Genomic DNA, 24,280 nt, shown 5'->3' with positions numbered 1-24,280 from the left:
ATGCTTAATGGGAATGCTACCCAAACTAACATCAGGTGAGTTGCTGACAAATGATGAATGCGCCGCCGTGGTTCAGACGATCACTTCGATCGCCTTTTGCGTTCCGACATCAAACACCCGCTTGTAGCGTTCGATCTGGTCCTTCGGGCCCATCGCCTTTTCCGGGTTGTCCGACAGCTTTACCGTCGGGCGTCCATTGGCGGATACGGCTTTGCAGACCAATGAGAACGGCGCCAGCGCGTCATTTGGAACCAGACCGCGGAAATCGTTGGTCAGCAAGGTACCCCAGCCAAAGGATACTTTGGTGCGGCCCGCAAACTGGGCATGCAATTCCTGGATTTTGTCCACGTCCAACCCGTCCGAGAAAATGATCCGTTTCTGGGTCGGGTCTTCACCGCGTGCGTTCCACCAGTCGATGGCCACCTCGGCCGCAGCAGCCGGATCGCCGCTGTCGATGCGAATACCGGTCCAGCCCGCCAGCCAGTCGGGCGCGTTGTCCAGAAACCCCTTGGTACCGTAGGTATCGGGCAAGATGATGCGCAGGTTGCCGTCATGTTCGTCATGCCAGTCGCTGAGAACATCATATGGGGCCTGCGCCAGCGCTTCATCCGTATCCGCCAACGCGGAATAGACCATCGGCAGCTCATGCGCGTTGGTGCCGATGGCCTCAACCTCACGCCGCATCGCGATCAGGCAGTTCGAGGTTCCGGTAAACGCGGGGCCCAGCCCTTCGATCATCGCCTGCACACACCAGTCCTGCCACAGGAAGGAATGCCGTCGTCGTGTGCCGAAATCAGCGATCCCCAGACCGTTGATCGTGCTCAGCTTTTCGATCTTTTCCCACACGCGGGTCATCGCGCGGGCATATAGCACCTGTAGCGCAAACCGGCGCATGTCGTTCAGCACCGCACGCGAGCGCAGTTCCATCAGCACCGCCAGCGCCGGAATTTCCCACAACATGACCTCGTGCCATTTGCCTTCAAAGGTCAGCTCATACTGATCGCCTTTGCGTTCAAGGTGGTAGGGCGGCAGGCGCATATTCTCGAACCATTCCATGAAATCGGAACGGAACATCTGGCGTTTTCCATAGAACATGTTGCCCCGCAGCCAGGTGCTTTCCCCTCGGCTGAGACTAAGCGTGCGGATATGATCCAGCTGTTCCCGCAGCTCGCCTTCGTCGATCAAACGGGCCAAAGGCACGTGATTCGACCGGTTGATCAGGGAAAACACCACGTTTGTTTGGGGCTTGTTTCGAAACACTGACTGGCACATCAGCAGTTTGTAGAAGTCTGTGTCGATTAAAGACCGGACAATCGGGTCAATCTTCCATTTGTGATTGTAGACACGGGTCGCGATGTCGACCATGGGGAACTCCTGCGATTTCCGTAGTTAGATCAATCGACAACGGGAATGGCAAGAGTCGCTGATTTGGTTACAATGCCAGCATGACGTCACAATACGGGCATATTGTGCATTGTTTTCGCCGGTTAGTGAGAGAAGGGGATGGAAAGACGAAACTGAGTTTGTGAATGGGTCTCGAGTACGATTTTGATATTGTTAATGTAGCACTGAACGAAATTGACCCGGAAAAGCTAGGGTCAGACTCTGATGTGGAACGCCAAGTGTGTGCGGTGTTTCGCGACATCAGAACAGCGGATGCGCTACGGGGAACATCGCCGAAAATCCGCAAGATTTTCCTGGATGCCGGGTTCAGCCTCGAGTCGCGGAACAGCGGCATCGTGCCCGGTGTGTTTCCGGCCGAAGATCAGGTGGACCGGGTCAGGATTCTGCGTTCTCTGTTTGAGAACATAAAATCGCGCGGCGTTCAGGGGGAGTATTGCGGCGAGTTCAACCTGTGGGATTTTCTGCATTACATTCGGATGGCGCAGCCCATGGCCGGTATCGTGCGTACGCGTCAGGTGCGCAAAGCGCCTCCACAGCAACAGCAACCCGTTTCGGAACGTCGGCGTTCTATTTCGGGGCGTATCGGGTTGGCGTTTGGGCTGGCCGTTGTTTTGTTTGTGACGATCAAACTGCTGGCTGCTGCCGGGGCGACACCTTAGGCCAGCGTAACACCGGCATCGCGCATGGCCTGCTCGGCGGCAGCCAGTGATCCGTCCATGTCAATCGCGCGGCAGGCATCCATACGGACTGTGACATCAAATCCCAACCGGGCAGCGTCTACAGCCGAATAGTGAACGCAGAAATCGGTCGCCAATCCAACCAGTGTCAAACGGGTGATACCTCGGGTCTCAAGATAGCCTTTCAGGCCTGTTGGCGTCTGATGGTCATTTTCGAAAAACGCAGAGTAACTGTCGATGCCACTGCGGAACCCCTTGCGCAGGATCAAATCACCATCGGTGCGCAGTTCTGGGTGAAACGCAGCACCCTTTGAGTCCTGAACGCAATGGTCCGGCCACAGCACCTGCGGGCCATAAGGCATGTCGATCAACTCGAACGGGCTTTTGCCTTTGTGCGAGCTGGCAAAGGAAGAATGCCCCGCCGGATGCCAGTCCTGCGTCAGAATCACGGCGTCGAACTCCTCCATCATGGCATTGATGGGCGCGACGATTTCGTCTCCTCCGGCCACCGCCAAGGCACCGCCCGGGCAGAAATCGTTCTGGACATCGATGACAAGCAGGGCATGGGTCATGGCAGCCTCCGTATAACTGCCTTATCGGTAGGGGGCCGGGGCCGGGGCGTCAATGCAATCCCTTGCGACTCCGGGTTTGCGGGGGTAGATCGCGCATATGTACACGATCGCTGCCCTCTATCACTTTACCCGATTCCCGGACTCCGTCGCACTGCGCGAACCCTTGCTTGATCTGTGCCGCGCGCAGTCTGTCACCGGGACGCTGTTGCTGGCACAGGAAGGCATCAACGGCACCATCGCAGGCCCACGCGCCGGGATCGATGCGGTTTTGGCACATATCCGTGCCTTGCCCGGTTGCTCGGATCTGGAGTGGAAAGAGGCGACCTCGGACCATCCGCCTTTCGGCAAGATGAAGGTGCGGCTGAAGAAAGAGATCGTGACCATGGGTCAGCCGGATGTCGATCCGCGCGCCCGTGTCGGCAACTATGTCGACCCGCAGGACTGGAACGATCTGATCCGTTCGGACGATGTCGTGGTGATCGACACCCGCAATGACTACGAAGTGGCGATCGGCACGTTTGAAGGTGCAATAGACCCTGAAACAGCCAGTTTCCGCGAATTTCCGGCCTGGTGGGAGGCGAACAAAGATCGCTTTCACAACAAGCGCGTTGCCATGTTCTGCACCGGCGGTATCCGGTGCGAGAAATCCACCAATTACCTGTTGGGGCAGGGGGTCGAGGATGTCTATCACCTCAAAGGTGGCATCCTGCGTTATCTTGAAGAGATGCCATCCGAAGACAGCTCTTGGCAGGGTGAATGCTTTGTGTTCGACAACCGTGTCTCAGTTGGCCATGGCCTTGTAGAAGGGCCGCACAAGCTGTGCCATGGCTGCCGTCGTCCGATCCTGCCCGAGGATATGAAACGCCCCGAATACGAACATGGCGTGTCCTGTCACCAATGCATCGACGAAACCTCCGAGGCCGACAAGATGCGCTTTCGTGAACGGCAAAAACAGATAGTGCTTGCGCGCAAGCGGGGCGAGCCGCATTTGCGGCAGGACTGAAAGCGGGTTGCAGGCCCTTGCTTTAGGTCGGATGATCACCGTCAGACTAGGCTGAGAGGGCGTTCATGCATCGCAAACCCACAACTCTGGAAGAATGGAAATCGACCCTGATTGCTGCATTGGGGCTGGTTCTGACAAGTTTTCTTGCCTGGTTTGGGTTATCGCGCCTGAACGAAACCGCTGCGGGTGACATGATCGGAACAATCGCGTCGGTTGGCCTGCTGATCTGGCTGGTGTCGCAATCCTGGTACTACATGACCCAGGTGACATCGCCGCGACGGCTTTTGTTCCTGATGGGCGTGTCATTCATCCAGGTCGTCCCGTTCCTGTTTGCCGCCGTTTACGGAGCTTTTGGGTACAACGATAATTGTGTGGTCGGGGCGCAGGGTCCGGGGGATGTCCTGTATTTTTCATATGTCACCTTCACCACAGTCGGATATGGCGACATGTCCCCGACCGGCCTGTGCCGCGGGCTTGCCGTGTCCGAGGCTGTGACCGGTTACATTCTGCTGGGTATGTTTGTTGCGGCTGCGGTTGCGCTTTATACCCGCAATCACGCACCAGAAGACCCTAAATAAGGGTTATCTGTTGTGATCGATCCAGCGGGACATCATTTTCTTGTCCCGAAAACACTCGGACGGGATCGGGCGGCGCTTGCTGCGTGAGATCCGTTCGGCGAACGCCACCTGCTTGCCCGTCGGGTAATTGTCGAACTGCGAGGTGTCGCGCGGTTCGTGGGCGGAAATCCAGTCGGACAACAACCGCCTGTCGCGCTGCGCCTCGACCGGAATCTCAAGCGCTGATTTCTCGGCAATGGCGCGCGCATATCGCATCTGCCGGTCTGTTACCGGAAGCAGATGGTAGTCGTTGTTTGGCCCGTTCAGTGCCACGTGGCGCATGTGCTGGGTCATCGGTTTGTCCTCTGACTATGTGGAACATACATAGAACATTAACCAAAAATTTCAAGGTTTGTGAGCGATGGCAGGCGTTATCTTGCCGCTCGGATGATTTCATTGACTGGCCAGTCAATAACCTTTAGGGCCGATTCCAAACGACCATATGCCCCGTCCGGACGGGGTCGAGCGAAAAGGACACGGTATGAAGTTTCAGCCCAAGGCCAGCCATTTCATCGACGGCGCCTATGTCGAGGATACCGATGGCGCGGCCATTGACGTGATCTACCCCGCTACCGGCGAGGTGATTGCCCGCCTGCATTCGGCGACACCGGCGATTGTGGAAAAGGCTCTGAACAGTGCGAAAACGGCTCAGGCAGACTGGGCCGCACTGACTGGAACGGAACGCGGCCGCATTCTGCGCCGCGCGGCCGACATCATGCGCGACCACAATTATGACCTGTCGGTTCTGGAAACCCATGACACCGGCAAACCGATTCAGGAAACTACGGTGGCAGACGCCACATCGGGTGCGGACGCGCTGGAGTATTTCGGCGGGTTGGCCGCCTCTCTGACCGGCGAGCATATTCCGCTGGGCGGTGGCGATTTCGTCTACACCATCCGTCAGGCGCTGGGCGTTTGCGTCGGCATCGGGGCGTGGAACTATCCCACGCAGATTGCCTGCTGGAAAGGTGCCCCGGCGCTGGCCTGCGGCAACACGATGGTCTTCAAGCCCTCGGAAACGACGCCTCTTTCGGCGTTGAAAGTGGCCGAGATTCTGGTCGAGGCCGATGCGCCCAAGGGTGTCTACAACGTGATTCAGGGCTATGGCGACGTAGGGGCCGCGCTGGTCACTGATCCGCGTGTGGCCAAGGTCTCGCTGACCGGATCGGTGCCGACAGGCCGCAAGGTTTATGCCGCGGCGGCTGACGGCATGAAGCACGTGACCATGGAACTGGGCGGCAAATCTCCGATGATCGTCTTTGACGATGCCGACATCGAAAACGCGGTGTCCGGCGCGATCCTTGGCAATTTCTATTCATCGGGCCAGGTCTGTTCCAACGGTACCCGCGTCTTTGTGCAAAAAGGGATCAAGGATGCCTTCCTGAAACGCCTGTCCGAACGTCTGGCCAACGCCAAAATCGGCGATCCGATGGACGAGGACGTCAGCTTTGGTCCGATGGTCAGCGAAAACCAGTTGAACATCGCGCTGAGCTACGTCGACAAAGCCAGGGCCGAGGGCGCAAGGCTGGTCTTTGGCGGCAACCGGATCGAAGGCGGCGGTTTCTACATGCAGCCGACCGTTTTTGCTGATGTGACCGATGACATGACCATCGCGCGCGAGGAAATCTTTGGCCCCGTCATGTCGGTGCTGGATTTCGACACGGAATCCGAGGTCATGGCCCGTGCCAATGACACCGAATTTGGTCTGGCCGCAGGCGTCTTCACCAATGACCTGACCCGCGCGCACCGTGTTGTGGCCGGGTTCGAGGCGGGAACCTGTTATATCAACACCTATAACCTTGCCCCGGTCGAAGCCCCGTTCGGCGGATCGAAAATGTCGGGTGTCGGACGCGAGAATTCGAAGCTGGCGATCAACCATTTTTCGGAAATGAAAACGGTCTACGTTTCCATGAATGACGTCGAAGCCCCTTACTAGGGTCGCTTCTTCGTTCGTTTTCCTCTGTTCCCGACATTTGGCGTCGGGAACAGAGTACAAGCCCGCCCTTACCTGTGGCTGACTTTCCTGTACCGGCCCCGCCCGACAGGAGAGCTCTCATGGCGCATAACCCGCAGACAAATACATTTTCCAGGGTTGCCGATTTCACGCTGACCCGCGCAGCCTCGGACATGCCTGAAAGCGCACTAGAGGCTGCGGCGCTGATGATGCTCGACACGATGGGGATCCTGATCGCATCCGGCCCGATGCAGGCAGGCGTGATCGCGCGGGACACGGCGGCATTGCTTTATGCCAGTACCGATCCTGCATATGGCGCACGGATGTTGTTCGATGGCCGCACCGTCAGCATGGCGGGTGCTGCCTATGCTGCCGCCACGCAAACCGACAATCTGGACGGTCACGACGGATATAACCCCACCAAGGGCCATATCGGGGTGGTCGTGTTGCCAGCGCTGGCCGCACTGGCCGAACATTGCCCGAATCTGACCGGACCCGAGGCTTTGGCGGCGGTCGTTGCCGGGTACGAGGTGGCCGGGCGCGCGGGCCTGTCGCTGCACGCAAGTGTCAGCGACTACCACACTTCCGGTGCTTGGAACGCGCTGGGCGTGGTTGCGATGGCGGCGCGCCTGCGCGGATTATCTGCCGACCAGATGCGGCAGGCGATGGGGATCGCCGAATATCACGGTCCACGCAGTCAGATGATGCGCGAGATTGCCAACCCGACAATGCTGCATGACGGGTCGGGCTGGGGCGCGATGGTAGGGCTTTCCGCCGCTGTTCTGGCCGAACGCGGCTTTACCGGTGCGCCCGCCATCACCATCGAGGCGGAAGAGGTCACACCCTACTGGAATGATCTGGGCACCTTTTGGCAGGTCGAACATCAATACGTGAAACCCTATCCGATCTGTCGCTGGGCCCATGCCGCGATTGATGGTGTGCGCGCTGTCATGATCGCGCATGACCTGACAAGCGCGCAGATCGAAGCGTTGCATATCAACAGCTTTCATCAGGCGGCCTGCCTTTTTGCGGGGCTGCCCGAAACAACCTCGCAAGCGCAGTATTCCCTGCCATTTGCCGTGGCAGTTCAGGCTGTTTACGGGCGCATCGGCGTTGAACATATCTCAGGGTCTGGCCTGTCTGATCCTGCGGTCGCCAATCTGATGTCCCGTATCACGGTCGCGGAAAGCGAACACCACAGCGTCCGGTTTCCCGAAGGGCGCTGGGCAGACGTCACGATCAGGACAACGGATGGCCGCGTTCTGAAATCCGGGGACATACATGCCCGTGGCGGCCCTGAGGCCCCCATGACGCGGGACGATGTCATCGCCAAGTATACGCAGTTTGCGGCCCCCGTGCTTGGACAGGATCGTGCCGACCGCATCCGCCAAGTGATACTTGGCTGGCCGGACAAAAGCGCGCGGTATGCAGACCTGACACCGCTGATTTTTGATCCGCCAGAACCGTGAACCGCGCCCCGTCCCGCCTGCATCGATCCGTGCAACTGGTCTGGTCGGCTGGGAAACCTTACTCCCCCCTGACCGTGTTCAGCATTTCGACGATCCTCTGACGCGTTGCCTGACTGTCCTCCAGCAGGCTTCCCGCATCCGCCAGCGGCTTGCCTGACACGCGAACCGGCGGGGCCAAAAGGGCCTCCGCAGTTTGGTTGAGGATTGCGTATTTTCCGTCAGAGGGCCCAGATCTTTCCCCCGGCAACCCGGCTAGCCATAAGTATCGGTTCGCCTCGTCCTGTTGCCCGCGGCTCTGCATGAGTTCGGCCACCGCAGCATAGTTCTGCACCTTGTCCAACGCCTGCGCCCGCAGGACGAGCGCCTCGTCCGAGGTATCATTGGCCAGCTCAAGCATGGCCTGTTGCGGGCGGTCCGACAGCAACGCCGCGCGGGCGCGCAGACGGGCACGCTCTGACCGCCGGGCCTGATCTTCAGGCCTGTTTGTCAGCGCAACGGCCCGGTCGGCAAAGCCAAGCACGGACAGGCGTTCGGCCAGTGCAATCGCGGTATCCGTGGATAGCGCCGCCATGTGACCCGACTGCTGCACCAGCGTAACCTGACGCAAAAAGGTAAGGTCGTCTGATCGCTCCGCCAGCAATTGCAGGTGGCGATTGATGGCGCTGTTGCTGTCCGGGCCGTCTGGCAAAGATTGGATCACATCGATTGCGCTGTCGAAATCCTGGCTCAGACCCAGAGCAATCGCATAGGTGCGGTTCATCATCGGGCCCAGATCGGATCGCCGGAATTCGATCGCGTAAGACGCGGCCAGTTCAAGTTCCTTGGAGGACACGGTCTTGCGGTCGAACCACCGCTTTTCCACCAGCCGCGCCAAAGCCACCGGCGCTTCACTCTTGGCCCCGGCCGAGGTCGTAACCTTGGTCAGCAGCGCCTCTTCAAGGGCGCTGTCGCCTTCAGCTTCGGCGACGCCAGCCCGGGCCAGCGTGGCGTTCGGGGACGGATTCTGTTCAACCCGGTCGACCGAACGCATGATCCTGCGCGCGGCCTCCAGTTCCTGCGCGTTTGTCAGGATGTCCGAAAGCCGCGCGCCAAGGTGGCGGCGAAGATGCTCAGGCAGCTTTGCAAAGCTGTGTTCGATGGCTTCAAGAGGTGCGTCAGGTGCCAGTTGACCTTCGGACAGCACGGCCCAAAGTGCGACGTCGCTGTTGCACCGTTGCTGACCCCTGAACGGATTTGGCTCCTGTGCTGGCCGCTCATCCACCAGCCGTGCAATCCCTTCAACACGGCCAATCTCATCCGGTGGGGTGTTCAATAACTGCAAAACCTTCAGCGCCTCGGCCCCAAAGCCGTGATAGGCATAGAGCTTTGCCAGTTTCAGCGCACTTTCCGCGTCAAGACGGTCGAACTCTTTGTACAGGGCGGTGCGCAAGGCGGACACCTGCTCTGGAAACGGGCGCGTCCCGGACCATGTCGTGAACCCCAGTTCAGCCGTCGAGATACAAACCGGGTTGTTGTCGATCTGCTGCAAACCAGAGTTCAGAATGTCCTGCAGATCATCCAGAACCGAGGTCACGCGGATGTTCGACGTCAATCCGGGTAACAGCGTCACGGCCTCGGACGAGGCAGAACGGCTCGGTCCGACAGGTGCAAGATTCAGGTCCAGCAGCTCACGATCCGCCCCTTGCACCAGACGGGTCGACAACTGATCCCTGATCCCTTGCGTCTTCCCGGTCAAAAGCGGAAGGTCCAGCTGGGAAAGAAGCTTGTGTTCCGGGGGGGCAGGTTTCGGCGCTGCCGGATTTTTTCGGGTCGGCGGAGGGATTTCCGCAAGCAAGGGCGGCAGGGCTATTGCTGGCGCAATGTCCAGAACGATCATCGAGCTTCGAAACAGGAACGCCGACGCCGTGCAGTCGCACCCGAATTCCAGCTCAAGTGCACCACCGGGTTGCGTCTGCGACAGCGCGGCCAGCCGATCTGATGTCAACCGCCCGAACACCGAACCCGTCCGAAATGTGACACCCTTCAGGTCAATTGCCAGCTTGGCGCCGTTCTTGCGTTGGCTTAGAACCCAGCCCGTATCCGGTGGAACGGTGAAAACCAGCCGGGTGTAGCCCTCATGTTCACCGGACCGCACAGTCACCTCTTCAGAGGTTGCGGCCGTTGCAAGCGTGATCAATGCTGCAACCAGTATCCCGATTTGCCTCATGCTGCGGCCCGTTTAAGCTCTTTCAACGCATCCTCAAGCTCGGAGAAACCGGGGCGGTTATGCGTTGGTGTGTTCTGGCGTCCGACCTCAATGCACATGGCGGCATTGTGATTGTGCAGGTTTGCAACCAGAACTTCCTTGATCAGCTGATAGAAGTGGTTGTCTTCCTCGACCACGGATTTCAGCTTGGCCGCAAAGGGACCAACCAGACCGTAGGCCAGAAAGACACCCAGAAAGGTACCCACAAGGGCACCGCCGATCAGTTTGCCCAGAACTTCCGGTGGCTGATCAATGGACCCCATTGTCTTGATTACCCCCAGAACGGCGGCGACAATTCCAAGCGCGGGCAGGCCATCGGCCACGGTTTGCAAGGCGTGGCTCGAATGCAGGGCGTGGTGGAAATTCGCCTCCATCCGCTTTTCCAGAACCTCTTCGACCTGATGCGGATCGTCGTAATTCATTGCTGCCGATCGCATCGTGTCGCAAATCAGATCAACCGCTTCCTTGTCGGCTTGAATTCTGGGGTAGGACGAAAACAGGTCAGAACTGCCGGGGTCTTCGATATGCTGTTCCACCTCTACCGGATTGGCGCGGGCAATGCGGATGAGGGAAAACAGCAGACACAACAGGTCGCGGTAATCCTCGGGCTTCCATTTCGGGCCTTTAAAGACCTTCCCCATGTCCTTGATCGTGTGTTTCACGCCACCGATGTCGTTGCTGATCAAAAAGGCACCAACCGCGGCACCACCGATCATCATCATTTCAAACGGAAGCGATTTCAGAATGATGGTCATCTTGCCGCCAGCGGCCAGATAGCCGCCGAAGACCATCACGAAAATGACGACAATTCCAACAATTCCAATCATCTGAGATCTCCGGCTATGTGTGTTGCAACCGCGGCAAAAACTGGCGGCTATTCCTGCGGGGCCGAGGCGTTTCGGCCCGCCATGACAACGCTGATCGTATAGGCCGCTTCGGGGCTGAGCCCCGCCAGAACCCCGGCTGCCGCATCCGGTGACATGCGTGACAGAAACCCGGCGGCAAAGGTTGGGTCCATGGTTTCGAACAGCGCGGCCGCGTCCTTCGGCTTCATGTTCTGATAGACATTGGTCAGGCGCGTCAGGTCGTGTTCCGCCGCCCTGTCCGCCAGCGCCAGAGTGGTGCGCAACGACTCCTCGGCCTCCTCAAGCGCGGCCATGCGCATCTCGATAGCCTGACCCGCGATTTTCAGAGCGTTTTCCCGCTCGCGCAGCATGTCTTCCTTTTGTTTGACACGTTCTTCCCGGCGCAGAAGCTCGGTCAGCAGAACCTGCATGTCACGGGTGTCGGACGGGGCGGGTTCATCGTGTTCCGCTTCAGGTTTCGCAGGTTTGGCAAAGGCGGGTCCGGCTTCCAGCCCGATGCGGATGGCAGCCGAGCCGATCATCAGCAATGAGATCACGGCAAGTACACCTCCGCGGGGCCGTGCGTTGGGAGTGTTGACCCGCGGACGGCTCATGCCTGCGCCTCGCCTTGCTTGCGGTCATGCCGGAAGAACATCAGCCCCTCAGGTACGCGTGTCTGTTCTTCGGGCGCAGCGGCTTCGCTGGCCTGCGGCTTTGGTTTGTCTTCGTGCTTCTCGTCCTCCGGCACTTCGGCGGTGGTGTTTGTCGCGGAAACCTCTGCCTCGGGTTGGGGATCAGTGTCTTTTTCAGGCACAACGTCATGCATTGACGCCATCATGAGTTCCAGCCGCTGTGCCACCGTTTCGGCGCGCGCCGTCAGCGCCCTAAGCTGATCGCCCGACTGATCAGAGGCATTGCGCGCATCATCTAGTGATCTCCGCAGCTCTTCCGCCTGGGTCGACAGCACCGCCACCGCGCCGCCGACGCCCTTTTCAAGATCGGCAAAACGCTTAAGACGGCGCGACAGCACAAAACAATACAGACCCGCACCCATAGCGCCGGCGACCAGCAAAATATCCGCAATCAGCTCCAATTTCGCCTCCTAGTTCAGAACAAATTCCATCACCAGCACGTCGCGCACGCGACCTTCGCCAACGACAATCTCGATGCGTCGCAGCAGGTGGCCCCGGATACGCATCAACGCCAGTGAATCCTCAAGATCCTTCAACTCGACGGCCCGCAGATACCCGTTCAGGACATCCATGATTCGCGGTCGCATTTTTTCCACGTCAGTCATGTACGGGGCGTTAACCTCAAGCTGTGCGTGAAACTTCAGATGCCGCGCGCCGCCGGAATTCACCGAAACGATCACCGGCGGCAAATCGATAAAGGCAACATCCACCAATGCCTTGGCCGGTTCATCCTTGTCCACGTCATGGCTTTCCGCTGTCTCGGCCTTGTTTCCCAGCGGCAGCAGCCCGGACGAGGTCAGGAAATACCCACCGGCGGCACCGGCGATGGCTAGAATCACACCGACGATCATTCCTTTTTTCCCCTTCTTTTCCGGGGTTTCCGCCTGTTCAGCCGTTGCGTCGGTCATGGCGTCCTCATTCCTGTGATCTGCCCTGTCATAACCTTGCAGGGACTAACCGATTGTTAAGGGCAATCGTCCAAACAGAGGACGCGCCGGGCAGAATGTCGGCGAGTCGGAGGTGAGCGTGCAGCAGATCGGAACTGTCTGGGCAAGTTTGGACAGGCGTAAACAAATCGTCGTTGCCGGTGCGGTTGTGCTGGTGTTTCTGGGGATCCTCGGGATGTCGCGCCTTGCGACAGCGCCGTCGATGACCTTGCTTTACGCGGGTCTGGAAAGCGGTGCCGCCGGGGATATCGTGCGCGCGCTGGATCAGCTTGGCGTGACCTACGAGATTCGGGGCGGATCAATTTACGTCTCTGGCGCACAGCGGGACGAGCTGCGGATGACTTTGGCCAGCGAAGGTCTGCCGGCCAACGGCAACAAGGGCTATGAATTACTGGATTCGCTGAACGGCTTCGGCACCACATCCCAGATGTTTGATGCCGCCTACTGGCGCGTGAAAGAGGGGGAACTGGCGCGCACGATCGTGGGCAGCCCGCATGTCAGCCAGGCCCGCGTTCATATCGCCAATGGCTCTGCCAATCCGTTTCAGCGCAGCGTCGCACCGACGGCTTCGGTTTATCTGGTGCCCTCGGGGGGCGATATCACCGGTGATCAGGCCAAGGCCATCCGGTTTCTTGTCGCCTCGGCCGTTAGTGGTCTGTCGCCTGAAAGCGTGACTGTGATCGATTCGAACGGGTCCGTGATTGGCGGGCAGGACACCGCCGTGGCCGCTGACACGGCAGATGACAAGGCGCGGCAGCTGCGGGAACGGGTTCTGCGTCTGGTCGAAGCGCGTGTCGGTACGGGGAATGCGGTTGTCGAGGTCAGCGTCGATACCGAAACCAGGACAGAATCCCTGCGTGAGCGGCGCTTTGACCCCAAAAGCAGAGTGGCGATCAGCACAGATGTCGAGGAACGCTCTGACAGCGTGCGCAATCAGTCAGCTGATGTCACGGTGGCCTCAAACCTGCCCGACGGCGATGGCGCGGGGGGGGAGGAATCGAATTCGACCGGGACCCAGACACGCGAGCGGGTGAATTACGAGGTTTCCGAAACCGAGCTGGAGGTGCACACCGCCCCCGGTGCGATCAAACGCCTGACGGTTGCCGTTCTGGTTAACGGAACGCGGGCGGTGGATGCCGCGGGCGCTGAATCCTTCACGCCGCTGCCACAGACGGAACTCGACGCACTTGAGGAGCTGGTGGCCTCGGCTGTGGGATTTGACGCCGCGCGTGGGGACGTCATCACGCTGAAATCACTGGATTTACCGACGGTCGCGCCGCAAGGCACGCTGGTTTCCTCTTCGTTTTGGCAAAACATCCATCTGGACGCCATGTCACTGATCCAGATGGCAGCGTTGGCTCTGGTGTCGCTGGTGCTGGCGTTGTTCGTGATCCGTCCAATCCTGATGAAACCCGCAATGGTCCCGGCGCTTTTGCCAGCCGCGGAGGGAGGGGCACCAGCCCCGTCGGCCCTGACCGGTGAAATTGCAGCGGATGGATCGGCAGAGTTCACGCCGCTGCCCCAACAAGGGACCGTTCCCGCGCTTGGGGTCAGTACCACCGGGGATCCGGTTGATCGGTTGCGCGCAATGATTGGCGACAAGCAGGAAGAAACGGTCGAAATCCTGCGCAGCTGGCTTGAAGAAGGTGAGGAGCGCGTGTGATGTCCATCGCTCATCTGCTTGAGGATTTCACCACCCGGACCAACGCCGGAGCCGTTCTGTATCTGGACGAGGAAACGCTGGAAGAACAACGCCTTGCCGCGTTCGAAAGCGGGTACGATGCCGGTTGGGAGGATGCCGCGCAGGCGCAGGAACAGAACCGCGACCGTGTTTCGGCCGAACTGGCGGGATCGCTCGAGGATATGTCCTTCACCTGTCACGAGGCGCTTACCCGGATGACATTGTCTCTGGAACCGATGTTCGAAAGCCTGGTTCAGACCGTATTGCCTGACATGGTCGAACGCGGGCTGGCCGCCCGGATCGTCGAACAACTTTGCGAGATGGCGCGCGTCGAAATCGAACAACCGATGCAGATCATGGTGCCGGAAGGGTGCGCGCAAGCCGTGCAATCCCTGCTGCTGCAGACCCTGCACTCCGCACCGCGAGTCATCGAAGACCCTGGCCTGGCGCCTGGACAGGCGCGATTGCAGGTCGGCACAAGCCGGCGCGAGATTGATTGCGCGGCCCTGCTGTCCACCATTGCACAGGCATTTGACGCATACGTCTTTGAGGCAAGAAAGGCTTTGTCCAATGAATGACACCCAGTTCCCTAAAACCGAAAAACCCAATCCTTTCGAAACGGTTCCGATTGAAGTGACCGTTTCGGTTGGCCGCGCCCGCCCGTTGATCCGGGATTTGCTGAACATGGGTGAGAACACGGTGCTGACCCTGGACAAGCGGATCGAGGACCCGGTCGACCTGTATGTCGGGGATCAGCTGGTGGCACGCGGGGTGCTTGAGGAGATGGAAGGCGATCAGGCGGGGCAACTGGCCGTGCGCCTGACCGAGATTGCAGATCTGCAAAACGGAATCGGCTGATGCGCTATGTGATCTGGCTGGGTCTGGCTGTGGTGGTGACCTTGCCGTCAATGGCGGCGGCTCAGGATGTGACCCTGTCGCTGGGCGAAGGCGGTTCGATCTCGGCCCGCACCATCCAGTTGATCCTGTTGATCACGGTGCTCAGCGTTGCTCCGGGTCTGGCGATCATGATCACCTGTTTCCCGTTTCTGATCACCGTGCTGTCGATCCTGCGGCAGGGCGTTGGCCTGCAGCAATCACCGCCGAATATGCTTTTGGTCAGTCTTGCGCTGTTTCTGACCTATTTCATCATGGACCCGGTGTTCACCGAGGCCTGGACCGCGGGCATACGCCCGATGATGGAAGAAACCATGGCGGTTGAGCCCGCGCTGGAACGCGCGTTAGAGCCGTTTCGCGTCTTCATGGCCAACCGGCTGGATTCCGATACGTTTTACGCAATGGCGGCCCTGTGCCCCGGCGGTGACGCGATCAAGCTGTCCGCCCAGGCCCCCTTATCGGTGTTGATGCCCTCTTTCATGCTGTCCGAGATCGCGCGTGCCTTTCAGATCGGGTTCCTGATCTTCCTGCCCTTTCTGATCATCGATCTTGTTGTTGCGGCGGTATTGATGTCGATGGGCATGATGATGGTGCCACCTGCCATCGTGTCTCTGCCGTTCAAGCTGGCGTTTTTCGTGATCGCTGACGGGTGGGCTTTGGTCGCAGGCGCGCTGGTGCGCAGCTACATGCCCTAGATTTGCCCAAGGGGACCCTCACGAAAAAGGGCCAGACAAGCCTGGCCCTTCAGAATTGCACAGAAAACGCGTTTTCCGGCGCTCACTTGCGCCGGAACCGGCTTAACCCGTCTTTTTCAGGTCCGTGATCAGCTGATTCAGGTTGCCTTTGCGGGCATCGAGCATAGCGCCAATCTCGGTGCGTTCGGTCAGCAACAGATTCACGCCTTCGATGAACATGTTGTAGAACTTGTCGCGGCCGGATTTGTCGGAAACAAGGAACGTCACATCGAACGGGGCTGATCCGCGCAGCTTGACCATTGTGCGAACCTCGAACCCGGCCTTGATCTTGCGGGCATTGCGCACATCGACTTCACCGCCGATGAATTCGCGAAAGCGGCGGCCGTATTTGCGCGAGATATAGCCCTGAAAGGCAGCGGTGAACTGTTTCAGCTGGGTCGGGCTGGCTGTGCGGGCGTCCGCACCCAGCGCATAGCGCGCCATGATCGGCACGTCGGCATACTGCGCGAAGATCTTTTCGAAATCGCGCAGCATCGCTTTTTCGGATTTACCCGACTCGATCACCCGGTTGATGTCGGAAACAACGCTGGTCACAAGCGCCTTGGCGGCGGCCTCGGTCTGGGCAAAGGCAGGTGCGGGCAGCATTGCCAGCGCCAGCCCGGCTGCGATAAAATGACGACGGTTCAACGCGTTATTCAGCATAGGGGTCCTCATAGGGGTCAAGATAGGGGTCCCTCACCGGGTCCGTTCCGGTTTCGGCATAGGGGTCAGAATACAAATCCAGATAGGCGTCTTCGTCATCTCTTGCCAGTTCGAAGCGGCGGTTTTGCAGGTAGATCAGGCGGGCCTGCGCATAGCTGTCAGCACTTTCGTAAAGAATGGAATCGACAGTATCCGAGAACCGGCCCCGATCGCCCATGCGCCGCACGATCTCGGCGTAGACGCCAAGGTTGTCGGCGGGGCGGGTCGGGCTGAAATTGATCGGGTTCGAGAACAGGTTGACCACAACCCCGATCGCATCCCTTTGGGTCGACGGGCCATAGAATGGCAGCTCGATATAAGCGCCTTCGCCAACCCCCCAGACATGCAGGGTCTCACCGAAATCCGTGTCCACCGGTGGCAGGTTCAACTCATCAGCGGGCGAAGACAGGCCAAAGCCACCCACGGTCATGTTGATCACAAAGCGCAGCAGGGCATTGCCCATCTGTTTCGGGTTGCCCTGAAGCAGATAGTCCACCGCCTGACCGGGCAGCGAGATGTTTTCGGCAAAAGTGCTGAAACTGGTCACCATCGGGTCAGGGACGATTTTGACATAGCCTTTCGAGGCCGGCCGGAACAGGAACCGGTCAACACCCAGATTAAACTTGTGAATTCCCCGGTTCGCATTTTCATACGGATCAAACACATCACTGCGCGAGGCACCCTCGGGCGGCGTGGTGGCACAAGCGGACACAAGGGCCATGACCGACAGTAAAAAAAGGTGTTTCAGGCGAAATCTGCTCGACACGATCTTTGTCTCTCCTAAATGGCCCGGCACATGCGCGCCGGACATTCAATCAATAATCCACCAAAATCCACGTGCCGGGGCAGCACAAGTTGCAGTCACATAGTCGTTTCAGGTCTTAAATGAAACACCTTGCGTGTAACCTGTTCATCACGGTGGGGTAAAGTGACCGTCGATCAACAGTGAGTTTTCAGTAAAGATACGCTCAGATCGCAGGAAGGCCGAAATTTGCCGGTTTCCGTCTTTCCCAATCCGTGCTTCCCGGTTAGCGTCCCGCAGAGTTGAATTTAGGGAAGGACCCTCGCAATGAGCATCGCTGCAAAACTGGAAAGCCTCGGTGTAACGCTGGAAGAAGCACCCGCGCCTGCGGCTAACTATGTGCCTTTCGTGCGTGTCGGCAATATCCTTTATGTATCCGGCCAGATCTCGAAGACTGATAAGCTGATCACCGGTAAACTGGGCGATGACTTGGATGTCGAAGCCGGGGCTGCGGCGGCGCGCGTCTGCGCGATCAACCTGCTGGCACAGGTCAAGGCGGCCTGCGGCGGAGATATCGAAAAGCTGGTCCGCGTGATCAAACTGACCGGATTCGTGAACTCGACCGCTGATTTCACGGCACAGCCCCAGGTAATCAACGGCGCGTCAGATTTTCTGGTCGAGGCGCTGGGCGATGCCGGTCGCCACTCGCGTTCCGCCGTCAGCGCGGCGTCGCTTCCGCTGGGTGTCGCGGTCGAGATTGAAGGCATCTTCGAAATCGAATGACGCCGCCCCTACCAGATGTGTTTTTGCAGGCCCCGATTGCGCATCGGGCGCTGCATGATATTACGAAGAACCGCCCGGAAAACAGCCGGGCGGCCATTCGTGCCGCGATTGAAGCTGGATACGGGATCGAGATCGATCTTCAGCTGACATCGGATGACCAGGCAATGGTCTTTCACGATTATGACATGACCCGCCTGACCGGGCAGTCAGGGCCCATTCAGCAGGTCACGGCACTTGCCGCCTCTGGCACGCCGCTTCTGCATGGGGAAGACGGCATTCCGACACTGGATGATGTGCTGGACATTGTCGCGGGCCGGGTGCCGTTGCTGATCGAATTAAAGGATCAGGACGGGGCGATGGGCACGAAGGTGGGCGCGCTTGAACGTGACACCGTGCGCGCGTTGCAGGGCTACAAAGGCCCGGTGGCCTTGATGTCCTTCAATCCCAACTCGGTCGCTGAACTGGCGCGGCTGGCCCCGCATCTGCCGCGCGGGATCACGACCTGCGCGTATGAACCCAGTGTCGAGCTTCTGCCGCAAAGCGTCTGCGATCACCTGCGCGATATCCCGGATTTCGACCGTGTCGGCGCCAGTTTCATCAGCCACGAAGCCGCAGACCTGTCGCGCCCCCGCGTGGCGGAACTCAAGGCGCGGGGCGTGCCGATCCTGTGTTGGACAATCCGGTCGCCCGAACAAGAGGCAGAAGCCCGTAAGGTTGCCGACAATGTGACCTTCGAAGGCTATTTGGCTGCGCATTCGACTTGAACCCCCTCCGTGCGGTCACAGATAAAGGACAGGCGCGGAGGACATATGGATCAGGCACAGATCGAGGTTCAGGTACTGGGCGCTCTGTCGCAGATTTCAGCGGCAGAGTGGGATGCCTGCGCCTGCCCCGAAGTTGCCGATGGCGGGCGGCCGCTTGATCCCTTTACCACACATCGCTTTTTGCTGGCGCTGGAGGACAGCGGTTCGGTCGGGCGTGGCACCGGCTGGCAGCCGCAATACCTGACGGCCTATCATGACGGGATGCTGATCGCGGCGGCTCCGATGTATGCCAAATCGCACAGCCAGGGCGAATACATCTTCGATCACAGCTGGGCCCATGCCTATGAAAGCGCGGGCGGGCGGTATTACCCCAAACTGCAAATCGCGGTGCCGTTCACCCCGGCAACCGGGCGGCGGTTTCTGGTGCGTCCGGGCTATGAACGGATCGGCATGTCGGCGCTGGTTCAGGGGGCGGTGCAGCTTGCGGCTGACAACCGGGTTTCGTCCCTTCACGTGACCTTCTGTACCGAAGACGAAGCCCTGGCCGGTGAGCAAATGGGCCTGATGCTGCGCCGATCGCAGCAGTTTCACTGGCTGAACGACAACTATTCAAATTTCGACGACTTCCTGAGCGCGCTGTCGTCGCGCAAGCGCAAGACTATCCGGAAAGAACGCGCGCAGGCCTGTGGTTTTGGCGGTGAGATCCGCACTCTGACCGGTGACCAGTTGCGCCCCGAACACTGGGACGCGTTCTGGCGGTTCTACCAGGACACCGGATCGCGCAAATGGGGCTCACCCTACCTGACGCGACAGTTCTTTGATATTGCACAGGACACGATGGTAGAAGACATGGCCCTTGTGCTGGCCGAACGGAATGGCTTTCCCATTGCGGGTGCGTTGAACTTCATCGGCCGAGAAACCCTTTTTGGGCGCTATTGGGGCTGCATCGAACATCATCCCTGCCTGCATTTCGAACTGTGCTATTATAGGGCAATCGACTTTGCCATTGCCCAAGGTCTGGCCCGGGTCGAGGCAGGCGCACAGGGCGAACACAAGTTGGCGCGAGGGTACCTGCCAACACGCACGCATAGCTTGCATTGGGTGGGCGATCCGGGTTTTACTGATGCGGTCAAGAAATATCTGGACGCCGAAGGCCACGCAGTGGAAGAAGAGATCGAGATTCTGACGGATTACGGCCCGTTCAGGAAATCGAACCCGGAGGAACAGCAATGACCGAACTCTTGTCGACCGAAACCCGTGGCCCGCTGCTGGATCCGCTGTTCAAAAACGGTTGGACCATGGTTGAAGGCCGCGATGCGATCACCAAGACCTTCATTTTCGACAATTTTGTCCATGCCTTCGGCTGGATGACACAGGTGGCAATCTGGGCCGAGAAGTGGAATCATCACCCCGAATGGTTCAATGTCTACCGCACGGTCGAGGTTGTCTTGTCCACCCATGACGTGGGCGGCCTGTCGTCGCTGGATGCCAAGCTGGCCCGCAAGATGGACAGTCTGTGCTAGCGATCGTTGCGGCCTGACCCTTCACCGCCAGCCAGCGATGCGGCAGTGCCCATCTGCCGGAACTCGGCAGGCGTGACAGTGCCGTCGCTGACGTCAATCGCCCTTGGAATGCCCGTGGTCTTGTTTCCGATCTGACGCACGCTGCGCGCGGCCGGGTTGATATCCAGACACTTGTTTTCATAGCAGGTCAGGCCAGACAGGTTTATCTGAATGCGGGCCTGCCCGTCTGGGCCTGCCACCAACGGGGCCTGCGGCACGTCACAGGCCGCAACCAGCGCCAGCGCTGTCACCCCAAGCCATTTGTTCATCCCATGCTCCTGTCGTTAGTCAAGCCGACCATTCCCGTCCTGATCCGCAGACTGGAAATCCGCGCCCATCTGTGTGTCAAATTCAGGTCTTGAGATTACGTTGTCGCCGTTTCGGTCAGCGTTGCGGAACAGTTTGATGTCCATGAACGGCTTGGCCTCGGCCTGACCCAGAGTACCGTTCCTGTCTTCGTCCATTGCCTGAAAGGCATAATCCGAGAAAGCATCGAACTCGTCTTTGGACAGGAACCCGTCATTGTTGGCGTCGATGGCCTTCAACTCGTTTTCGTGCAGTTCAGCCACGCTTTCGGCGTGACCCGAACCGGCCAAAGCCACCATGAATACCACCAGGCTTAACTGTTTCATATCGACCTCCTCAGCACGCGAATCTCTGACCTTCGATGCCGCCAGCGGCAGCGCCCGCTGCGGTCAGGATCGTCTTGCCCGATCCGCCACCGAACTGGTTGCCGATCGCGCCCCCGACAAGCGCCCCGCCCAACGTTCCGCCCAGACAGGCAATTTCGTGCTGGCGTGCAGCTTGCTGTTGCGGGGTTGGGGCCGGTCCACAGGCCGCCAAAAGGGCTGCGCCGGACAGTAATAGGTAGAACGCGTTAAGTTTCATGAAAAAACTCCCCGTATGAATAGGCCAAGTATTCGCGCTCTGGGGCGGTGCTTCAAGTTAAATTGGCGGCGAAAGGCCCCGGTCGGACCAGGGCCGATCAAAATCAGATCACATCCAGCAGGCCTTCTCCGGCGGAAATTTCGCAGGCACCGGGGTTTTCTTCCATATTCAGCACCGTGACCTTGCCATCCTCGACCAGCATTGCATATCGCTTGGACCGCGCGAAAAGCCCCACTGGCGGCGCATCGAAATCCATGCCGATGGCCTTGGTGAACTCTGCCGCCGCGTCCGATACCATGGTCAGCCCCGCCTCGGTCGCGCCAGTGGACTGCCCCCACGCCTGCATCACAAACGGATCATTGACCGAAAGGCACAGAATCTCGTCCACGCCCTTGGCGTCAAACTGTTTCTTCGTGCGGATAAAACTGGGCACATGGGCGGTCGTGCAGGTGCCGGTATAGGCCCCCGGCACGGCAAAGATCACCACCTTGCGGCCTTTGGTCTTGTCTGAAATCCGCACCTCTTCCGGCCCGTTCGTACCCATCTGGATCAGCGTTGCTTCGGGCAGGGTATCTCCTGTTGAAATCATTATTCACCTCCTGTCGTTTGGATTTGCAGAATTGGGCTTAGCCGCAATATAGGTGGTCTGAACACGGTGACCACTTGAAAACTGCGGGGTAGGCAAAGCATGAGCCATATTGTCGTGATCGGCGCGGGGCAGGCAGGCGCGTCTTTGGTGGCCCGTCTGCGCAAGGACGGGTTTGCGGGTGAAATCACTCTGATCGGGGCCGAGCCGCATCTGCCTTATCAGCGCCCGCCCCTGTCCAAAGCCTATCTGCTGGGCGAGATGGAGCTTGAGCGTCTGTTCCTGCGGCCTGAAAGTTTTTATACGGAAAACAACATCACCCTGCGTCTGGGTCAGCGCGTGACTGGCATCGACCCCAAGGCCAAAACGGTCACTGTTGGGGACGAAGTCATCCCGTATGACGAACTGGCGCTGACCACCGGGTCAGATCCGCGCCGCCTGCCTGCCGCCATCGGAGGCGATCTGGACGGCGTGCATGTGGTGCGCGATCTGGCCCATATCGACGAGATGGAGCCCAAAGTGACCGAAGGCGCCCGCGCGTTGATCGTGGGCGGCGGGTATATCGGGCTCGAAGCTGCCGCCGTCTGCGCCAAGCGGGGCGTCAAGGTCATTCTGGTCGAGATGGCCGACCGCATCCTGCAACGAGTTGCGGCACCCGAAACCAGCGACTATTTCCGCGCGTTGCACAGTGCATACGGCGCTGACATCCGCGAAGGCGTCGGGCTGGATCATCTGATCGGTGAAAACGGCAAGGTCACCGGCGCGGTTCTGACCGACGGCAGAAAGCTGGATGTTGATTTTGTTGTGGTTGGCGTCGGCATTGCACCCGCAACCCAACTGGCCGAGATGGCGGGACTGGACCTGGACAACGGCATCAGGACCGACGCCCATGGTCGCACGTCCGACCCTTCGATCTGGGCGGCTGGCGATTGTGCCTCTTTTCCGCACGGCGAAGGCCGCATCCGTCTGGAAAGCGTCCCCAACGCCATTGATCAGGCCGAGATCGTGGCCCAGAACATGCTGGGCGCGGCCAAGGACTATGTGGCAACCCCGTGGTTCTGGTCGGATCAATATGACGTCAAGCTTCAGATCGCGGGCCTGAACACCGGATATGACCGCGTGGTGACGCGGCAGGGCGAAGGGCAGACCGTATCCTTCTGGTATTACAACGGCGACAAGCTGATTGCGGTTGACGCGATGAACGATCCGCGCGCCTATATGGTCGGCAAACGCCTGATCGAGATGGGAAAAACGGCCGACCCGGCTGTCGTGGCTGACCCGGACGCAGACCTTAAACCGCTGCTCAAGGCATGAGGATCATTGCCGGAGAGTTCCGCGGTCGCGCCCTGACCCCCGTCGGCAAGGGCGATGCGGGCGCACATCTGCGCCCGACCACAGACCGGGTGCGCGAAAGCCTGTTCAACGTGCTGGCTCATCAGATCGATTTCGACGGCCTGCGCGTGCTGGACCTGTTTGCTGGCACCGGGGCACTCGGGCTCGAAGCGCTGTCACGCGGTGCGGCGCATGTCACCTTCGTCGATGACGGGCGTGTGGCGCAGGGTTTGATCCGCAAGAATATCGACCTGACCCGCAGTGCCGGGCGCACCGACCTGATCCGCCGCGATGCAACCCGGTTGGGCGAAAATCCGGGCGCGCCCTACGATCTGATCTTTCTGGATCCGCCCTATGGCAAGGCCATGGGACAGAAAGCCATTGACGCGCTGGCCAATGGCTGGATCGCGGATGATGCGCTGCTGGTTTGGGAAGAAAACTCACGGATGCAGGCTCCGGCCGGGTTCACGGTGCACGACAGCCGCAAATATGGCGACACGTATATCTCATTGATGCGGAACGGTGATCAAAGTGCATGATCTGGTCATTTTCGATTGCGATGGCGTTCTGGTCGACAGCGAGGTGATCTCGAACCAGGTGCTGGCGGACAATCTGGCAGGCTATGGCCTGCACCTGACCTTGCCCGAATGCATGTCCCTGTTTGTGGGTGGAACCATGGTTGGGGTGCGCGACAAGGCGCGTGGAATGGGCGCTGATCTGCCCGAAGACTGGATTGATCAGGTCTATGCCGAAACCTACGACCGCCTGCGCGCCGGTGTGCCTTTGGTATCTGGTGTCGCAGACCTGCTTGCGGCGCTGGATCAGCGGGGCATCCCCTATTGCGTGGCCTCAAACGGCAGCCCGGACAAGATGCAGATCACGCTGGGCCAGAACGGGCTTTGGGACCGGTTCAAAGATGTGATGTTCTCGGCCCATGTGCTGGGCACCGGCAAGCCTGATCCAAAGATGTTTCAACTGGCGGCCGAACATTTTGGCGCACAGGTCCCTGTGGTTATCGAGGACAGCCACAATGGCGTTACGGCCGCAATCCGGGCCAATATGCGCTGTCTGGCCTACGCGCCGCATGGCGGTGGTGACAGGCTGGCCGATCTTGGGGCCGAGGTGATCACGGATTTGTCACAGGCGCACCCGCTGTTGGGACTCTGACCCCCAACTGTGCTAGGGTG

Annotated in this window: 30 protein-coding genes; 16 read left to right on the top strand and 14 right to left on the bottom strand. The window is 59.4% G+C overall.

The window, feature by feature from the left end; genetic code table 11:
* Positions 1–72 precede the first annotated feature (72 nt).
* Positions 73–1,365, bottom strand: coding sequence for a nicotinate phosphoribosyltransferase (pncB, locus tag I9188_RS09040; RefSeq protein WP_209505149.1), 1,293 nt, complete (start codon positions 1,363–1,365; stop codon positions 73–75).
* A gap of 164 nt (positions 1,366–1,529) precedes the next feature.
* Between pncB and I9188_RS09035 the strand changes: the two genes are divergently transcribed.
* Positions 1,530–2,063, top strand: coding sequence for a hypothetical protein (locus I9188_RS09035; RefSeq protein WP_209505148.1), 534 nt, complete (start codon positions 1,530–1,532; stop codon positions 2,061–2,063).
* Here I9188_RS09035 and pncA read toward each other — a convergent pair.
* Entirely contained in the window at positions 2,060–2,653 is a 594-nt protein-coding gene (gene pncA, locus I9188_RS09030; RefSeq protein ID WP_209505147.1) for a bifunctional nicotinamidase/pyrazinamidase, read from the bottom strand. The two genes, I9188_RS09035 and pncA, sit on opposite strands and share 4 nt — an antisense overlap.
* A gap of 97 nt (positions 2,654–2,750) precedes the next feature.
* Here pncA and I9188_RS09025 point away from each other — a divergent pair, with 97 nt between their 5' ends.
* Both I9188_RS09025 and I9188_RS09020 read left to right on the top strand, forming a co-directional pair.
* Positions 2,751–3,656 carry a rhodanese-related sulfurtransferase gene (locus I9188_RS09025; RefSeq protein ID WP_209599600.1) on the top strand — a complete coding sequence of 302 codons (906 nt, stop codon included), beginning with the start codon at positions 2,751–2,753 and terminating at the stop codon, positions 3,654–3,656.
* Between the two features lie 65 nt (positions 3,657–3,721).
* A complete protein-coding gene (locus tag I9188_RS09020; protein ID WP_209505145.1) occupies positions 3,722–4,234 on the top strand; it encodes a potassium channel family protein in 513 nt (170 codons plus the stop codon).
* 3 nt (positions 4,235–4,237) lie between these two features.
* On the opposite strand, the gene I9188_RS09015 is transcribed toward I9188_RS09020, so the two are convergent.
* Positions 4,238–4,567 (bottom strand): hypothetical protein, encoded by a 330-nt coding sequence (locus I9188_RS09015; protein WP_209505144.1) that lies wholly within the window; start codon positions 4,565–4,567, stop codon positions 4,238–4,240.
* A gap of 187 nt (positions 4,568–4,754) precedes the next feature.
* Between I9188_RS09015 and betB the strand changes: the two genes are divergently transcribed.
* Positions 4,755–6,209: a betaine-aldehyde dehydrogenase gene (betB, locus tag I9188_RS09010; protein WP_209505143.1), complete on the top strand. Its 1,455-nt coding sequence runs from the start codon at positions 4,755–4,757 to the stop codon at positions 6,207–6,209.
* Positions 6,210–6,328: 119 nt separating this feature from the next.
* Entirely contained in the window at positions 6,329–7,696 is a 1,368-nt protein-coding gene (locus I9188_RS09005) for an MmgE/PrpD family protein (protein WP_209505142.1), read from the top strand.
* A gap of 58 nt (positions 7,697–7,754) precedes the next feature.
* Here I9188_RS09005 and I9188_RS09000 read toward each other — a convergent pair whose 3' ends face one another.
* The 5 genes from I9188_RS09000 to I9188_RS08980 are packed head-to-tail and all read right to left on the bottom strand — an operon-like array spanning position 7,755 to position 12,386.
* Positions 7,755–9,902 carry a hypothetical protein gene (locus I9188_RS09000; protein ID WP_209505141.1) on the bottom strand — a complete coding sequence of 716 codons (2,148 nt, stop codon included), beginning with the start codon at positions 9,900–9,902 and terminating at the stop codon, positions 7,755–7,757.
* Positions 9,899–10,768: a flagellar motor stator protein MotA gene (gene motA / locus I9188_RS08995; protein WP_209505140.1), complete on the bottom strand. Its 870-nt coding sequence runs from the start codon at positions 10,766–10,768 to the stop codon at positions 9,899–9,901. The genes I9188_RS09000 and motA overlap by 4 nt, the downstream gene beginning before the upstream one ends.
* 47 nt (positions 10,769–10,815) lie before the next feature.
* Entirely contained in the window at positions 10,816–11,400 is a 585-nt protein-coding gene (locus tag I9188_RS08990; protein ID WP_209505139.1) for a hypothetical protein, read from the bottom strand.
* On the bottom strand, positions 11,397–11,879 hold the full coding sequence (locus I9188_RS08985) for a DUF6468 domain-containing protein (protein WP_209505138.1): 483 nt from the start codon (positions 11,877–11,879) through the stop codon (positions 11,397–11,399). Before I9188_RS08985 ends, I9188_RS08990 begins: the two co-directional genes overlap by 4 nt.
* Positions 11,880–11,888: 9 nt before the next feature.
* Positions 11,889–12,386: a flagellar basal body-associated FliL family protein gene (locus tag I9188_RS08980; protein ID WP_209505137.1), complete on the bottom strand. Its 498-nt coding sequence runs from the start codon at positions 12,384–12,386 to the stop codon at positions 11,889–11,891.
* Between the two features lie 118 nt (positions 12,387–12,504).
* Here I9188_RS08980 and fliF point away from each other — a divergent pair, with 118 nt between their 5' ends.
* The 4 genes from fliF to fliP are packed head-to-tail and all read left to right on the top strand — an operon-like array spanning position 12,505 to position 15,695.
* Entirely contained in the window at positions 12,505–14,088 is a 1,584-nt protein-coding gene (gene fliF / locus I9188_RS08975) for a flagellar basal-body MS-ring/collar protein FliF (protein ID WP_209505136.1), read from the top strand.
* Positions 14,088–14,684 carry an ABC transporter ATP-binding protein gene (locus tag I9188_RS08970; protein ID WP_209505135.1) on the top strand — a complete coding sequence of 199 codons (597 nt, stop codon included), beginning with the start codon at positions 14,088–14,090 and terminating at the stop codon, positions 14,682–14,684. Before fliF ends, I9188_RS08970 begins: the two co-directional genes overlap by 1 nt.
* On the top strand, positions 14,677–14,964 hold the full coding sequence (locus tag I9188_RS08965) for a FliM/FliN family flagellar motor C-terminal domain-containing protein (RefSeq protein WP_209505134.1): 288 nt from the start codon (positions 14,677–14,679) through the stop codon (positions 14,962–14,964). The genes I9188_RS08970 and I9188_RS08965 overlap by 8 nt, the downstream gene beginning before the upstream one ends.
* Positions 14,964–15,695, top strand: coding sequence for a flagellar type III secretion system pore protein FliP (gene fliP / locus I9188_RS08960; RefSeq protein WP_209505133.1), 732 nt, complete (start codon positions 14,964–14,966; stop codon positions 15,693–15,695). Before I9188_RS08965 ends, fliP begins: the two co-directional genes overlap by 1 nt.
* Before the next feature lie 102 nt (positions 15,696–15,797).
* On the opposite strand, the gene I9188_RS08955 is transcribed toward fliP, so the two are convergent.
* The gene (locus I9188_RS08955) at positions 15,798–16,397 is read right to left on the bottom strand and encodes an ABC transporter substrate-binding protein (RefSeq protein ID WP_209505132.1); all 600 of its coding nucleotides are present in this window, start codon (positions 16,395–16,397) and stop codon (positions 15,798–15,800) included.
* Entirely contained in the window at positions 16,387–17,157 is a 771-nt protein-coding gene (locus I9188_RS08950) for a VacJ family lipoprotein (protein ID WP_209505277.1), read from the bottom strand. The genes I9188_RS08955 and I9188_RS08950 overlap by 11 nt, the downstream gene beginning before the upstream one ends.
* Positions 17,158–17,505: 348 nt before the next feature.
* On the opposite strand from I9188_RS08950, the gene I9188_RS08945 reads away from it, so the two are divergent.
* The 4 genes from I9188_RS08945 to I9188_RS08930 are packed head-to-tail and all read left to right on the top strand — an operon-like array spanning position 17,506 to position 20,248.
* Complete coding sequence (locus I9188_RS08945) at positions 17,506–17,961, top strand: RidA family protein (protein ID WP_209505131.1); 456 nt, start codon at positions 17,506–17,508, stop codon at positions 17,959–17,961.
* On the top strand, positions 17,958–18,725 hold the full coding sequence (locus I9188_RS08940) for a glycerophosphodiester phosphodiesterase family protein (RefSeq protein ID WP_209505130.1): 768 nt from the start codon (positions 17,958–17,960) through the stop codon (positions 18,723–18,725). Before I9188_RS08945 ends, I9188_RS08940 begins: the two co-directional genes overlap by 4 nt.
* A 45-nt stretch (positions 18,726–18,770) precedes the next feature.
* Complete coding sequence (locus tag I9188_RS08935; RefSeq protein ID WP_209505129.1) at positions 18,771–19,958, top strand: GNAT family N-acetyltransferase; 1,188 nt, start codon at positions 18,771–18,773, stop codon at positions 19,956–19,958.
* Entirely contained in the window at positions 19,955–20,248 is a 294-nt protein-coding gene (locus tag I9188_RS08930; RefSeq protein ID WP_209505128.1) for a 4a-hydroxytetrahydrobiopterin dehydratase, read from the top strand. The genes I9188_RS08935 and I9188_RS08930 overlap by 4 nt, the downstream gene beginning before the upstream one ends.
* Here I9188_RS08930 and I9188_RS08925 read toward each other — a convergent pair.
* The 4 genes from I9188_RS08925 to I9188_RS08910 all read right to left on the bottom strand — a co-directional run bounded on the left by I9188_RS08925 (position 20,245) and on the right by I9188_RS08910 (position 21,764).
* On the bottom strand, positions 20,245–20,556 hold the full coding sequence (locus I9188_RS08925) for a hypothetical protein (protein ID WP_209505127.1): 312 nt from the start codon (positions 20,554–20,556) through the stop codon (positions 20,245–20,247). The two genes, I9188_RS08930 and I9188_RS08925, sit on opposite strands and share 4 nt — an antisense overlap.
* A 15-nt stretch (positions 20,557–20,571) precedes the next feature.
* Entirely contained in the window at positions 20,572–20,919 is a 348-nt protein-coding gene (locus tag I9188_RS08920) for an EF-hand domain-containing protein (protein WP_209505126.1), read from the bottom strand.
* Between the two features lie 10 nt (positions 20,920–20,929).
* On the bottom strand, positions 20,930–21,175 hold the full coding sequence (locus tag I9188_RS08915) for a glycine zipper 2TM domain-containing protein (RefSeq protein WP_209505125.1): 246 nt from the start codon (positions 21,173–21,175) through the stop codon (positions 20,930–20,932).
* A gap of 103 nt (positions 21,176–21,278) precedes the next feature.
* Positions 21,279–21,764, bottom strand: coding sequence for a peroxiredoxin (locus tag I9188_RS08910; RefSeq protein WP_209505124.1), 486 nt, complete (start codon positions 21,762–21,764; stop codon positions 21,279–21,281).
* Between the two features lie 99 nt (positions 21,765–21,863).
* Here I9188_RS08910 and I9188_RS08905 point away from each other — a divergent pair, with 99 nt between their 5' ends.
* The 3 genes from I9188_RS08905 to I9188_RS08895 are packed head-to-tail and all read left to right on the top strand — an operon-like array spanning position 21,864 to position 24,260.
* Positions 21,864–23,075, top strand: a complete 1,212-nt coding sequence (locus I9188_RS08905; RefSeq protein WP_209505123.1) for an FAD-dependent oxidoreductase — start codon at positions 21,864–21,866, stop codon at positions 23,073–23,075.
* The gene (rsmD, locus tag I9188_RS08900; RefSeq protein WP_209505122.1) at positions 23,072–23,632 is read left to right on the top strand and encodes a 16S rRNA (guanine(966)-N(2))-methyltransferase RsmD; all 561 of its coding nucleotides are present in this window, start codon (positions 23,072–23,074) and stop codon (positions 23,630–23,632) included. The genes I9188_RS08905 and rsmD overlap by 4 nt, the downstream gene beginning before the upstream one ends.
* On the top strand, positions 23,625–24,260 hold the full coding sequence (locus I9188_RS08895) for an HAD family phosphatase (RefSeq protein ID WP_209505121.1): 636 nt from the start codon (positions 23,625–23,627) through the stop codon (positions 24,258–24,260). The genes rsmD and I9188_RS08895 overlap by 8 nt, the downstream gene beginning before the upstream one ends.
* Positions 24,261–24,280 lie beyond the last annotated feature (20 nt).

This window comes from Ruegeria sp. HKCCSA071 (genome assembly GCF_017872555.1).
Classification (GTDB): domain Bacteria; phylum Pseudomonadota; class Alphaproteobacteria; order Rhodobacterales; family Rhodobacteraceae; genus Ruegeria.
Note: the sequence above shows the minus strand (reverse complement) of the source record. Positions and strands in the feature narration are given on the sequence as shown.

Excerpts from the sequence above, each read along its gene's own strand:
- pncB (WP_209505149.1), bottom strand. The coding sequence starts at position 1,365 with ATGGTCGACATCGCGACCCGTGTCTACAATCACAAATGGAAGATTGAC.
- I9188_RS09035 (WP_209505148.1), top strand. The coding sequence starts at position 1,530 with ATGGGTCTCGAGTACGATTTTGATATTGTTAATGTAGCACTGAACGAA.
- pncA (WP_209505147.1), bottom strand. The coding sequence starts at position 2,653 with ATGACCCATGCCCTGCTTGTCATCGATGTCCAGAACGATTTCTGCCCG.
- I9188_RS09025 (WP_209599600.1), top strand. The coding sequence starts at position 2,751 with ATGTACACGATCGCTGCCCTCTATCACTTTACCCGATTCCCGGACTCC.
- I9188_RS09020 (WP_209505145.1), top strand. The coding sequence starts at position 3,722 with ATGCATCGCAAACCCACAACTCTGGAAGAATGGAAATCGACCCTGATT.
- I9188_RS09015 (WP_209505144.1), bottom strand. The coding sequence starts at position 4,567 with ATGACCCAGCACATGCGCCACGTGGCACTGAACGGGCCAAACAACGAC.
- betB (WP_209505143.1), top strand. The coding sequence starts at position 4,755 with ATGAAGTTTCAGCCCAAGGCCAGCCATTTCATCGACGGCGCCTATGTC.
- I9188_RS09005 (WP_209505142.1), top strand. The coding sequence starts at position 6,329 with ATGGCGCATAACCCGCAGACAAATACATTTTCCAGGGTTGCCGATTTC.
- I9188_RS09000 (WP_209505141.1), bottom strand. The coding sequence starts at position 9,902 with ATGAGGCAAATCGGGATACTGGTTGCAGCATTGATCACGCTTGCAACG.
- motA (WP_209505140.1), bottom strand. The coding sequence starts at position 10,768 with ATGATTGGAATTGTTGGAATTGTCGTCATTTTCGTGATGGTCTTCGGC.
- I9188_RS08990 (WP_209505139.1), bottom strand. The coding sequence starts at position 11,400 with ATGAGCCGTCCGCGGGTCAACACTCCCAACGCACGGCCCCGCGGAGGT.
- I9188_RS08980 (WP_209505137.1), bottom strand. The coding sequence starts at position 12,386 with ATGACCGACGCAACGGCTGAACAGGCGGAAACCCCGGAAAAGAAGGGG.
- I9188_RS08970 (WP_209505135.1), top strand. The coding sequence starts at position 14,088 with ATGTCCATCGCTCATCTGCTTGAGGATTTCACCACCCGGACCAACGCC.
- I9188_RS08965 (WP_209505134.1), top strand. The coding sequence starts at position 14,677 with ATGAATGACACCCAGTTCCCTAAAACCGAAAAACCCAATCCTTTCGAA.
- fliP (WP_209505133.1), top strand. The coding sequence starts at position 14,964 with ATGCGCTATGTGATCTGGCTGGGTCTGGCTGTGGTGGTGACCTTGCCG.
- I9188_RS08955 (WP_209505132.1), bottom strand. The coding sequence starts at position 16,397 with ATGCTGAATAACGCGTTGAACCGTCGTCATTTTATCGCAGCCGGGCTG.
- I9188_RS08950 (WP_209505277.1), bottom strand. The coding sequence starts at position 17,157 with ATGGCCCTTGTGTCCGCTTGTGCCACCACGCCGCCCGAGGGTGCCTCG.
- I9188_RS08945 (WP_209505131.1), top strand. The coding sequence starts at position 17,506 with ATGAGCATCGCTGCAAAACTGGAAAGCCTCGGTGTAACGCTGGAAGAA.
- I9188_RS08940 (WP_209505130.1), top strand. The coding sequence starts at position 17,958 with ATGACGCCGCCCCTACCAGATGTGTTTTTGCAGGCCCCGATTGCGCAT.
- I9188_RS08935 (WP_209505129.1), top strand. The coding sequence starts at position 18,771 with ATGGATCAGGCACAGATCGAGGTTCAGGTACTGGGCGCTCTGTCGCAG.
- I9188_RS08930 (WP_209505128.1), top strand. The coding sequence starts at position 19,955 with ATGACCGAACTCTTGTCGACCGAAACCCGTGGCCCGCTGCTGGATCCG.
- I9188_RS08925 (WP_209505127.1), bottom strand. The coding sequence starts at position 20,556 with ATGAACAAATGGCTTGGGGTGACAGCGCTGGCGCTGGTTGCGGCCTGT.
- I9188_RS08920 (WP_209505126.1), bottom strand. The coding sequence starts at position 20,919 with ATGAAACAGTTAAGCCTGGTGGTATTCATGGTGGCTTTGGCCGGTTCG.
- I9188_RS08915 (WP_209505125.1), bottom strand. The coding sequence starts at position 21,175 with ATGAAACTTAACGCGTTCTACCTATTACTGTCCGGCGCAGCCCTTTTG.
- I9188_RS08910 (WP_209505124.1), bottom strand. The coding sequence starts at position 21,764 with ATGATTTCAACAGGAGATACCCTGCCCGAAGCAACGCTGATCCAGATG.
- I9188_RS08905 (WP_209505123.1), top strand. The coding sequence starts at position 21,864 with ATGAGCCATATTGTCGTGATCGGCGCGGGGCAGGCAGGCGCGTCTTTG.
- rsmD (WP_209505122.1), top strand. The coding sequence starts at position 23,072 with ATGAGGATCATTGCCGGAGAGTTCCGCGGTCGCGCCCTGACCCCCGTC.